Genomic DNA, 11,767 nt, shown 5'->3' with positions numbered 1-11,767 from the left:
GCGTCCCGAGGCCTTCGAGCGTCGTGATGTCCTGCCCCTCGACCAGGCTCACGGCCAGACAACAAGCGCGTGCCGCGACATCACCGACCAGCACGGTGCAGGCGCCGCATTCGCCGAGGCCGCATCCGTATTTGGGTCCGTTGAGGGCGAGGTCGTTGCGCAGGATGAACAGCAGCGGCGTTTCAGGATCGGCCCGCACCTCGTGGCGCAGACCGTTCACACGCAGCGTTATCGCCCGCATGGCCCAGGCTCCGATCCCGCTTCGCCACCCAGACGCATGACCCGCCCGCACCCGATCGTTTGCACACATACGATCATGCTGGGCGTGTCACGGAGGTGTCAACGGTTTTCGGCGGGCACTGGCCCTGATCCTGATCCCCGCTCTTCAGCTGACGAGGCGAACCCCCACGACGAGCAGCACCGCGGCCAGCGCGACGCGCAGCGCGCGGTCGGGCATGCGGGTCGACCACAGACTGCCCAGGATGACACCGGGGATGGAGCCCAGCAGCAGATTGCCGACGAGATCGAAATTGACGTCGCCCAGCCACCAGTGACCCGTTCCCGCCAGCAGGGTGAGCGGCACGGCATGGGCGATGTCGGAGCCAACGATGCGGGTGGGGGGTAGTTTCGGATAGAGCACGATGAGTGCGGTAACGCCGATGGCCCCGGCGCCGACCGAGGTGAGCGTGACCATGACACCGAGAATGGCGCCGATCAGCACCGTCAGCCAGATCCGCTGCCGCTCGCCGATGGCCTCGAGGCCGCGCGAAAAGACGCGCGTCACCTGCGCCTGGAAAATCACGAAACAAGCGGTGACGACAAGAACGAAGCCCAAGGCCTCGTTGAGGAAGCGGGAATTGTGGTGCGTCAGCCCGAAAGCCGAGCAGAACAGGATGGTGAGAATCGTCATCGGCACGCTGCCGGCGGCAAGGCGCCCGACGATCCGCCAATCGACGCTGCCCCGGAAGCCATGCACGCCGGTGCCCACAGCCTTCGTCGTCGCGGCATAGAGGAGATCGCTGCCGACAGCGGTTGCCGGATGGATGCCGAAGAGCAGGATGAGCAGCGGCGTCATCAGCGAACCACCGCCGACGCCGGTGAACCCCACCAGCAGCCCGACAAAAAATCCCGACAGCGTATGGGCAAACGAAAGAGACAAGGTGCTCAACACTCCCCAAACCAAGCGGAGATCGCGGCCGAACCGACCGCCCACTGCCCGATCATTGCCGCAGCTTCGCGCTGCGGATCGCGGTCCTCAGACGCTGGCCGCGCCATAGGCCACGAAATGCGGGTTGCGAAAGTCGGGCTTGCCATAGGCGAAGGGTGCGCCGTCGAGCGTGGTGACGCGGCCACCGGCCGCCGCCAGCACGGCATGGCCAGCCGCGATGTCCCATTCCATGGTGGTGCCGAGGCGGGGATAGAGATCGGCATCGCCGCGCGCGATGAGGCAGAGTTTCAGCGAACTGCCGGCGGCGCGGAAGGCCGCGACGTTCCGGCCTTGAAGGAAGGCCTCCATCGCCGAGGCATCGCCGTGGGAGCGGGAACCGACGACGGTCTCGCCCTCGCCCGGGGGCTGGCGGCACAGAATGCGCCTCTCGCCCGCGGAATCGGTGAGAAAGGCTTCGCCATCAGCGCCGGCATAGGTCTCGCCCAAGGCGGGCGCCACGACGACGCCCAGGATCGGCCGGCCGTCCTCGATCAGCGCGATATTGACCGTGAACTCGCCATTGCCGCTGAGGAATTCCTTGGTGCCGTCGAGCGGATCGACCAGCCAGAAACGCCCGCCCACTCGCGCGGGCCCGATACCCTGGGCAACCTCTTCTTCCGAGACCACGGGGATCTCGGGCGTCAAGGCGCGGAGTGCGGGGAGGATGACCGCTTCCGCCGCCTCGTCCGCCAGCGTCACCGGGCTGCCATCCGCCTTTTCCCGCGCACCCGCGTGGTCGCCGTAGAAGGCGAGCGTGGCGCGCCCGGCTTCCTCGGCAATTGGCCGGATAGCAGCCAGAAGGGCCGTCAAAGAGAGCGCCTCCCCTTCCACGCCCCTCATAGCGCAGTGCCTCGCAGCAGGCCGCGCTCATGCAGCGCCTCGATAATGCGAACGGCCGCCTGTTCCGGCGTCAGCGTTGTCGTGTCGAGGCGAATTTCCGGATTCTCGGGTGTTTCATAGGGGCTCGAGATACCGGTGAAATGCTTGATCTCTCCACGTCGCGCCTTTTTGTAGAGGCCCTTCGGGTCGCGTTCTTCGGCCACTGCCAGGGGCGTGTCGATGAAGACCTCCAGGAACTCGCCCTCGGGCACCAGTTCGCGCGCCATCTGCCGTTCCGAGCGGAAGGGCGAGATGAAGGAGACGAGCACGATCAGGCCGGCATCGGTCATGAGCCGCGCAACCTCGCCCACGCGGCGGATATTCTCCACCCGGTCGCCATCGGTGAAGCCGAGATCCCGGTTCAGGCGATGGCGGACATTGTCACCATCCAGCATGGTGGAGTGCTTGCCGAGTTCGAAGAGGCGCCGTTCCACGAGATTGGCGATGGTTGACTTGCCAGCACCCGAGAGGCCGGTGAACCAAAGGACAAAGGCCTTCTGATCCTTCTGCGTCGCCCGCGCCTTGCGGTCGACCTCCATCGCCTGCCAATGGATGTTCTGGGCCCGGCGCAGCGCGAAATGGATGGTGCCCGCGGCGACCGTCTCATTCGTAAAGCGATCGATCAGAATGAAGCCGCCGGTCTCGCGGTTCTTCTCGTAGGGATCAAAGGCAATCGGCTGGCTGAGGCTGAGGTTGCAGAGGCCGATTTCGTTCATGGCCAGCTGCTTGGAGGCGACCTGCTCCAGCGTATTAACGTTCACCTTGTGCTTGAGCGCGGTGACGGAGGTCACGACCGTCTTGGTGCCGAGCTTGAGCAGGTAGCTGCGGCCCGGCAGCATCGCGATCTCGTTCATCCAGACAAGGGTGACCTCGAACTGGTCGGACACCTCGATCGGATCATCCACGCCGGTCAGCACGTCGCCGCGGCTGCAGTCGATCTCGTCTTCGAGCGAGACGGTCACGGACTGGCCGGCGACCGCGAAGGGCATGTCACCGTCGAGGAAGACGCGAGAGACGCGGCTCTCCCGACCCGAAGGCATGACGCGGACCGTATCGCCGGGCTTCACGGAGCCTGCCGCAATAAGGCCGGAAAAGCCACGGAAATCGAGGTTGGGGCGGTTCACCCACTGCACCGGCATGCGGAAGGAGACGCTGCGATCTGAGGTGCGGGTCGGCGCCGATTCGAGGTGGTGCATGAGCGTCGGGCCCATGTACCAGGGCGTGTTGCCGCTTTTCTCGATGATATTGTCGCCGGCCAGCGCCGACATCGGGATCGCCACGATATTCTCGAGCGGGAGGCCGCTCGCGAAATTCATGTAGTCGCCGAGGATACGGTTGAAGACGTCCTGGCTGTAGTTCACCAGATCCATCTTGTTGATGGCGAGGACGATGTTTCGGATGCCGACGAGGGAGGCGAGGTAGGAATGCCGTCGTGTCTGGGTCAGCACGCCACGCCGCGCGTCGATCAGGATGACGGCGAGATCGGCCGTTGAAGCGCCGGTCACCATATTACGCGTATACTGCTCATGGCCAGGAGTGTCGGCCACGATGAACTTGCGCTTCTCGGTCGCGAAGAAGCGATAGGCGACATCAATGGTGATACCCTGCTCACGTTCGGCGGCGAGGCCATCGACCAGCAGTGCGAAGTCAATGTTCTGGCCCTGGGTGCCCATCTTCTTGGAATCGGCCTCCAACGCCGCCAGCTGGTCCTCGAAGATCATCCGGCTGTCATAAAGCAGGCGGCCGATGAGGGTGGATTTGCCGTCATCGACGGAGCCGCAGGTGATGAAGCGCAGCAGGCTCTTCTGCTCGTGCTGGCGGAGATAGGCCTCGATATCGGTCGAGAGCAGGTCGTTCTGGGCGTCCATCAGAAATAACCCTCCTGCTTCTTCTTTTCCATGCTCGCGGCACTGTCCTTGTCGATGGCGCGGCCCTGGCGCTCGCTCGTCGTGGTCAGCAGCATTTCCTGAATGATCTCGGGGAGCGTATCGGCGCGGCTCTCGACGGCGCCGGTCAGCGGATAGCAGCCGAGGGTGCGGAAGCGGATGCTCTTCATCTCGGGCTTCTGGCCCTCGGGGATGCGCATGCGCTCGTCATCGACCATGACCGTCATGCCATTGTAGTCCACGGTCGGGCGGAGGGCCGCGAAATACAGCGGCACGATGGGAATGCTTTCCTTGTAGATATATTGCCAGATATCCAGCTCGGTCCAATTGGAAAGCGGGAAGACGCGGATCGTCTCGCCCTTGTTCTTGCGCGTATTGTAGAGGTTCCAGAGTTCCGGACGCTGGTTCTTCGGATCCCAGCGATGGCCGGGCGAACGGAAGGAGAAGATGCGCTCCTTGGCGCGGCTCTTTTCCTCGTCACGCCGCGCGCCGCCGAAGGCGACGTCAAAGCCGTGGTGATCCAGCGCCGCCTTCAGCGCCTCGGTCTTCATGATGTCGGTATAGGCGCCGCCATGGTCGAAGGGGTTGATCCCGCGCGCGATGCCGTCCTGGTTGATCCATTCGTGGAGTTCGAGGCCAAGCTCCTTCACCCTCTGATCGCGGAAGGCGATCATTTCGTGAAACTTCCAGGTCGTATTGACATGGAGCAGCGGGAAAGGCGGCTTGCCGGGCGCGAAGGCCTTCATCGCCAGATGCAGCATCACGGCGCTGTCCTTGCCGATGGAATAGAGCATCACCGGATGCTCGGCCTCCGCCGCAACCTCCCGCATGATATGGATGCTCTCGGCTTCGAGACGCTGGAGATGGGTGAGGTCCGGCGCCGACAGAACAGCCTCGGTGACGGCATTCTGCATGGTGTTCTCCCAGAGGTCAGGACGCAGATGGTGACGGGGGATGCCGGTGAATTCCTCCACGCGCAGCACCAGATCGGCCGGAATCTCACGATCGCCGTTGACCCACTGGCTGACCGCGCCTTCGCTCCGCCCAACCGCTTCGGCGATTTCGCGCTGGCGCTTGCCGCTACGGCGGAAGAGGGTTCTGAGATCCGTCATGGGGAAACTTTAGCGGAACTAAAGCTCGCTGCACAAGCACCTAACCGCCCAGATCAAGGCGTCAATAGGGATCTCCTTTCCGCGCTATAAAATTTGTGATGCCGGAAGGGCCATGAGTTGCCGGCGCAGCGCTGGCGACCACCCCTTTGGCACAGATTTTTTTGTCCCGAGCTCCGTCCCGTGATGCTGTATGAAACAATCGTGGCACACGCAACAAGATCGCTTATTTTTTCGCGATCTCTATGAATTTGTTGTTGTTAACGGGTCGTTAGCATGGTGATATCCGCCTCGCTGCAGTGCGGCAAAATCACTCCGAACCGGCGGTTGGATAGAGGAAATCAGCTTCGATGGATCTGAGCTGGGTCTCAGAGATGAGCAATGGCGTGATGGACGCCCCGGAACCACAGGGCAAGGCTATCGCCCTCGGGAATCGGCTGCTCACGGTGGAGGAGACCACGCTCGCGCTGCGCGGGGAAATCACGCGCCTGCGCCGTGAAGTTGAGAATGGTGGAGGCAGTGGGGGCGGGGGCGGCTGGTTCGAGCCGCCGCGCGCCCGCTTCGCCTGGCGACGCGCCGAAGAGCCCGATTCCGCGACCACGGACTTCAGCCCCTACGATCACCGCGTGGACGATTCCGTGATAATCGAAGGGGAACGCGGCAAATTATTCCTGAACCGTTTTGATCTTGAGGGCGACACGCCGGACTTCACCGCCGCGGTGGCCGCGCTCAATGCCATGCCGAGAGTGTTGCGGGTCCTCGGGGATGGCGCGGCCGAAACGCCGGATGTCTCCATTGTCATTCCGATCTATGGTCAGCTCGCCTATACTCTGAACTGCCTCGAGAGCCTGTTCCGTCAGGACTCACAATACAGCGCCGAACTCATCGTGATCGACGACTGCTCGCCCGATGTCAGCGGCAGCTACCTGCCCGAGGTCGCCGACATCCGTTATCATCTACAGCCCAAGAATGGCGGCTTCATCCGGAGCTGTAACACGGGCGGCGCCATGGCTCGTGGCCGTTTTGTGCTCATGCTGAACAATGACACCCGGGTGGTGCCCGGCTGGCTGGACGGGCTGCTCGACAGCTTTTCGCTTTTTCCCAAAGCGGGCCTGGTCGGTTCGAAACTCTTCTATGCCGATGGCAGTTTGCAGGAAGCCGGAGGCATCATCTGGCGCAATGGCAATTGCTGGAACTATGGCCGCAACGATGATCCGAACCGGCCCGAATACAGCCACGCACGGCAGGTGGACTATATCTCAGGCTGCTCCATCGTCCTGCCGACCAGTCTTTGGCATGCTCTCGGCGGCTTCGACCCCCTCTTCACGCCGGCCTATTGCGAGGATGCCGATCTCTGTCTGCGCATCGCCGCCCTCGGCTACGAAGTGTGGATGCAGCCACAGTCCCGCATAGTGCATTACGAAGGCAAAACCTCCGGCACCGATACCGGCAAGGGGGTCAAGGCCTATCAGATTACCAATACACGCAAGCTCTATTTGCGCTGGCGGGAAAAGCTTGAAACCCATCGCCGTGATCCCGAGGCGCCCTATTCCGAACGCGAACGATCCGTCCGGCGCCGCATCCTTGTGGTCGACGTCTCTGCCCCGACCCCAAACCAGGATGCGGGCTCGGTGCAGACCGTCCTGGCCCTGAAAGTCTGCCATCGCCTGGGATACAAGGCCCATTTTGTAGCCGAAGACAACTGGCTCTTCCAGGATCGCTACACGACTGATCTGCAGAAGACCGGCGTCGAGTGCGCCTACGCGCCCTATGACCTTGGCTTCACCAATTACATCCGACGCTACGGCCATCTCTTCGATGCCATCCTCGTCTATCGCTACCACATACTGGAACGCGTGATCGACGATATCCGGGCATATGCGAAGGACGCCTGTCTTCTTTTCCACGTCGCGGACCTGCATTTCCTGCGCCAGCAACGTGAGGCGGAACTTGCCGGCGACAGCGAGAAGCAGGCGGAAGCAGCAGAAGTTAAAGCCCGCGAGCTTGCCATCATCGCCGCGGCCGATTGCACCATCACCCATTCGACGATCGAAGCCGAGGTACTGGCGAGCGAGTTGCCCGGGGCACCGGTCGCCGTATGGCCGCTGATGTATGAGGTTTTCGGAACGAGCCAGACCTTCGCCGAACGCCGCGACATCTGCTTTCTCGGCGGCTACCGGCACACGCCGAATGTCGACGCCGTCATGTATTTCATCAGCGACATATTCCCGCTGATCCGCGCGGCTGATCCCTCTATCCGCTTCATCATCGCCGGCGCCAATGCGCCGCAATCCGTGCGCGAACTCGCCGGGGACGGTATCGAATTCGTCGGTCTTGTCGAGGATTTGCGTGATCTATTCGACCGTTGCCGGGTCTTCGTGTGCCCGCTGCGTTACGGTGCGGGTGCCAAAGGCAAGGTAATGTCGGCACTGTCTTATGGACTGCCGATCGTCTCGTCCGCAATTGGCGTCGAAGGGGCCGGGCTCGCGGACGAGGAGCACGTTCTGGTTGCAGACTCACCGGAAGACTTTGCTTCTGCCACACTGCGCCTTTACAACGACGAAACACTTTGGAACCGCTTGTCACGTGCCGGGCAAGTTCTGCTCGAAGAGCATTTTTCCACAGGAATGGGCGCCCAGGTCCTTAATTCTGCCATCGATCGGGCACATGCAGCACGCATGAGCCTAGCGCCCGATCAGCACGTCGTATTCGACATCGGAGTGGCGCAAAGGAATATTGCGGACTTCGCAGGCGACTGACCCAAGGCTTCAAGACAGCATCCGGCTTCAGGAAGGATTTGACCGATGGCGACGATGACCAAGGCAATGCACAAGGAATTGGAGGCCGAATGGGAAATCGGCACCACGAGATTATTCGGCAATTTCGATCTCGGAACCGCCGGGCTTATCTCGGGTTGGTCCGCGCCTGAAGATCCGCATATCTGGAACGATGGTCCCGAGGCCGTGATGCAGATCGTGACCGGTCCCGTGCGGCGCACGCTACGAGTAACCGTAGAGGCCATTCCCTTCATCAGCGGCAACGTCACCTCGCAGGACGTCACCCTCTACGTCAACGGCTCCCGCATCGGCTTCTGGCGCCTGCAGGAATCGAAATCCTATCTGCTGAGCGGCATGATCGAGCCCGAGCAAATCTTCGAACGTGACGGCAAGGCGCTGTTGACCTGTTCCTTCCATCTTCCAAAAAGCGCCAAGCCCGTCGATGTTGGTGCCGGCAAGGACAGCCGCGAGCTAGGCCTCTGCTTCCGCTCCATCACCCTTGCCTGATCGGACAGGGCAAAACCATCGAGGCATCTTGCCTGATTGCTAGCGAGGTCACGCGCGTATAATTAGGGTCTGATCGCTCCAGATGAACAGCGCAAGCCTTTCATCTGGATCGGGAATCAGGCCCTTTTTCACGGGTTGAGTGTGATTTAACTGGCAGATTGAAGTGGAGACGCTTCTCTCTGCCACGATCAAACTCTAGAGATCAGCGGCCCAGCTAGGATGACCAACAGTGCATTGCATGCAGCAGAGCCTCGACCAGAATTGTTTCATTCGCCGGCTGGCCGCCCGTGACCACTGAGGCCTCCGTCCGTTTTCCCGGCGCAACCTTCCGCTCGATGGACGAATTCAAGCGCTTCCGTGCGGACAACCGCGACTTGTTCGACGAACGCTACCGGCGCGAGCAATCGCTCGGCGTGGACGACGCTTCGCTCACGACCGGCGGCTTCTGCGCCCCATGCCTAGAGGTGACCGACTTTATCTCGCAAACCCATGGCGGCAGCGCCACCGCCAATGGGCGCTGGGTGCCGCATTGGCGACTGACCCAAGCCTGCGGCTGCCGCTTTGCCCTCACCAGTCACGAGCGGGCACTGCTTCACATAGCGCTGCCCCGCCTCGGCCCGCCCTCCTGGACGCGCGGTGGCATCATCGGCCGCGGCGATCGCCTGCTCGACTATCTGACAGAGCGCGCCTTCTCCTTTGATCTCTGGCCGCGGCTGCTGTGGGACGAGACCGGCCGGGCAAAGCTGCCGGTGCCGGCGCAATCGCAGCACATGATCCTCGCCGCCGACGAACTGGCCCACATTCCGCCGCTCGACAGGGCGCTGGCCGCCATCGCCAGCAGTCTAATGCCAGGCGGAAGTTTCCTGTTCTCGACGCCCTTCGATGTCGAAGCCGAGGACAGCGTGACTGCACCTTGGATCGAGGGCGTAGCGCCCACGGATCTGCCTCTCTTCTCAGCCGATGCCGCCCATCGGCTCGGTTGGGACCTCATCACCCGGCTCCATGATGCAGGCTTCACCGATGCCGCTGCTTCCTGCTACTGGTCGGAGGAACTTGGTTACCTCGGCCCCTACAATATGATCTTCCTGGCCTTCCGATGAGACGCCCTTCAACGACCATAGCCTGCTGCCACACCGGCGCTGACGGCCACGGCCCTTTTCCTGGTAAAGCGAGACGGAACTGACCATGGCCTTGCAAGGGCATCTGGAAACGATTCAGGAAGACGGGCTGATCGGCGGCTGGTGCTGGGATTCCGACGATCCCGCGCTGCAACTGCGGCTTGACGTGCTGGTTGACAACGAACCCGTGGGCCACACCCTCGCCAATGTCTTCCGTGCGGACCTGGAGACAGCCGGAATCGGGGACGGCGCGCACGCCTTCGCATTTCTGCTGCCCTGGTCGGCCATCGCCAGCAAGTCCGTCTCCACCATTCGCATCTGCGATTCCCGAACCGGCCATACCATCGGCGGCTCCGTTACCTTCCGCCGTGGCGCGCTGCTCCCCCTCGAGCAGCGGATGATCGAGCTCGAGCACAGCATGCGCATGCTGCAGGCCCGGCTGGCCGAGACGAACGAGCGGGCCGCGCGGGACGCGAACTTGTTGCGCAGCATGCTGGGCACCATCGGCAGTTTCTTCACCCAACTCTCCGACATGCCACCGGAAGCAGTCTCCATTGAAGGCGCGTTCGGCATCGCTGCCCTGGTGGCGCACGCCCGCACGCAATACGAGCCTTTTGCTCTGGCCCAGCCCGAGACTCCGGCGCTGACCGTCTGCGTCAGCGGCGACGGCAGTCTCGCCGAGACCTATGGCTGCCTGCTGGCCTTGCGGCAGAGCGGGATCGACGCTGAAGCCGAGATCGTGCTGCTCGATACCGGCCTCTCGGCCGAACTCGCGCTGCTGCCGAGCCTGGTGCAGAACCTGCGCTACTGGCGCGCCGCCCCCGGCGAATCGCCGATCACGGCGCGCAACCGGATCGCCGGGCTCAGCGACCGTGAACTTGTGCTCTTCCTATCGGCCGCCATCCGCATGACACCGGACTGGCTGGCTGGCGCGCGGGCAAGTTTCGCGGCGCAGCCGTACTGCGCAGTCCTCGCCTCGCGCGTGCTGCGCGCCGACGGCACCGTGCAGAGCTCCGCCCTGCTGCCGGACCGTACCGGCCGCCTGGCGGACTTTGCCTATGCCGAGCAGGCCAGCTTCCCCTGGTTCGACCGGCTGATGCCCGCCGCCGCCGCTCCCGAGGCCGCGGTTGCGATCCGGGGCTCGGTCTTCCAGGCGCTGGAGGGTTTCGACCCAGGCTTCCCCGAATTTGCCGCGAGTATCACGGATTTCTGCCTGCGCTGCTGGGAGGCGGGCCATTCCGTTCTCTATCAGCCGCGCTGCAGCCTGGGCTGGAGTGCCACCGGCGGGCTGGGCGGCTTCGGCGCCGCGGCGCGGGATCCTGCCCTCGCCTCCCGTCTCGCGGAGCGCTGGGAGCAGGCGGCGCGCCCCGCTTGGCCGCGCGCCTCCGGCCGCGCCCTGCTTCTGGACGATGCCGCGGCCGCGGCGCCGGCGACCATCCTCGATCGGGCGGAGACCCTGCAGCGCCTGGGCTATGACGTCGTCTTCGGCGATACCGGCGGTCTCGACCATGAGCCGGTTTGTGCCGAGGCCTTGCGCGCGACGGGAGTTGCCGTGCTGCGCGCGCCCTTCACGCCCACCCTCGCCGGGGTGATCGAGACGGCACGGCCCGCCTTCGCCCTCGCCGAACTGTCGGGCCGGGCGGCCGCGACCATGGCGCCCGAGACCATCCGCAGCCTCTCTCCCGTCACACGCATTGTGCTGCGGCTGGAGCCGGCCGCCGAGGAGCAGCTTCTGGCCGAGCCCGGGAAGGCAGCCTCCCCGCTGCACGCCGCCGTGGAGACGAGCGACGCCATCGTCACCGGCAATTCCGACCTCGCCGCCCAGTTCGGGAAGGGCAAGGCTCGCGGCCCCGCCGTGCTCTCCCTCGCCCCCAAGGGCGCCGAAGACCGCCGCGGTCTTTGGCTGCTGCTGGAGGGCGAGGCCGCGGGCGCTGATTCGGCCGAGCAGTGGCTCGCCACCTTGCTGCCCGCGATCATCAAGGCGCTGCCGAAAGTCCAGATCCATGCCGTGAAGAATTCCGCGGCGAAATTCCCCAAGAGCGTCAACCAGCACGCCGCGGCCGCGGCGGACGCCGCGCTCCTCGCCAATCTCCGGATCGCCCTCGCCCCCTTCAAAAAACCGGCCGCTGACGCAGGCGCCATCGGCGCCTGTCTCGCCGCGGGCCTGCCCGTGGTCGCGACGCCACCGGCGCTCGGTGACGAGGCTGCGGCACCTGGAGTCCTGACGGTCTCCGCCACCGCCCAGTCCGTGACCCGCGTGCTACGGCAACTCGAGACCGATGAC

9 protein-coding genes and 1 pseudogene are annotated in these 11,767 nt (G+C 63.8%); 4 read left to right on the top strand and 6 right to left on the bottom strand.

Going from position 1 to position 11,767, the window contains the following annotated elements:
• From VL752_RS00050 to VL752_RS22310, 6 genes and pseudogenes are all read right to left on the bottom strand, one after another.
• Window positions 1-241: (2Fe-2S)-binding protein (locus VL752_RS00050; RefSeq protein WP_325351681.1), on the bottom strand; the 241-nt coding region annotated here is incomplete at its 3' end.
• Between the two features lie 144 nt (window positions 242-385).
• Window positions 386-1,168: a sulfite exporter TauE/SafE family protein gene (locus VL752_RS00045; RefSeq protein ID WP_408863029.1), complete on the bottom strand. Its 783-nt coding sequence runs from the start codon at window positions 1,166-1,168 to the stop codon at window positions 386-388.
• Window positions 1,169-1,255: 87 nt separating this feature from the next.
• Window positions 1,256-2,017: a 3'(2'),5'-bisphosphate nucleotidase CysQ gene (gene cysQ, locus VL752_RS00040; RefSeq protein WP_325351679.1), complete on the bottom strand. Its 762-nt coding sequence runs from the start codon at window positions 2,015-2,017 to the stop codon at window positions 1,256-1,258.
• A 26-nt stretch (window positions 2,018-2,043) separates the two neighbouring features.
• The gene (cysN, locus tag VL752_RS00035; RefSeq protein ID WP_325351678.1) at window positions 2,044-3,954 is read right to left on the bottom strand and encodes a sulfate adenylyltransferase subunit CysN; all 1,911 of its coding nucleotides are present in this window, start codon (window positions 3,952-3,954) and stop codon (window positions 2,044-2,046) included.
• On the bottom strand, window positions 3,954-4,886 hold the full coding sequence (gene cysD, locus VL752_RS00030; RefSeq protein ID WP_325351682.1) for a sulfate adenylyltransferase subunit CysD: 933 nt from the start codon (window positions 4,884-4,886) through the stop codon (window positions 3,954-3,956). Before cysD ends, cysN begins: the two co-directional genes overlap by 1 nt.
• A 21-nt stretch (window positions 4,887-4,907) precedes the next feature.
• Window positions 4,908-5,084: pseudogene (locus VL752_RS22310) on the bottom strand (YdaS family helix-turn-helix protein); the annotation flags it as partial.
• Window positions 5,085-5,431: 347 nt separating this feature from the next.
• Here VL752_RS22310 and VL752_RS00020 point away from each other — a divergent pair.
• From VL752_RS00020 to VL752_RS00005, 4 genes are all read left to right on the top strand, one after another.
• The gene (locus tag VL752_RS00020) at window positions 5,432-7,840 is read left to right on the top strand and encodes a glycosyltransferase (protein WP_325351677.1); all 2,409 of its coding nucleotides are present in this window, start codon (window positions 5,432-5,434) and stop codon (window positions 7,838-7,840) included.
• 45 nt (window positions 7,841-7,885) lie between these two features.
• Complete coding sequence (locus VL752_RS00015; protein WP_325351676.1) at window positions 7,886-8,365, top strand: hypothetical protein; 480 nt, start codon at window positions 7,886-7,888, stop codon at window positions 8,363-8,365.
• 287 nt (window positions 8,366-8,652) lie between these two features.
• On the top strand, window positions 8,653-9,465 hold the full coding sequence (locus VL752_RS00010; protein WP_325351675.1) for a hypothetical protein: 813 nt from the start codon (window positions 8,653-8,655) through the stop codon (window positions 9,463-9,465).
• Window positions 9,466-9,550: 85 nt separating this feature from the next.
• Window positions 9,551-11,767: glycosyltransferase family 2 protein (locus tag VL752_RS00005; protein WP_325351674.1), on the top strand; the 2,217-nt coding region annotated here is incomplete at its 3' end.

This window comes from Acidisoma sp., assembly GCF_035492295.1.
In the GTDB taxonomy this organism is placed as follows: Bacteria; Pseudomonadota; Alphaproteobacteria; order Acetobacterales; family Acetobacteraceae; genus Acidisoma.
This window is presented reverse-complemented; position numbering and strand designations above follow the sequence as displayed.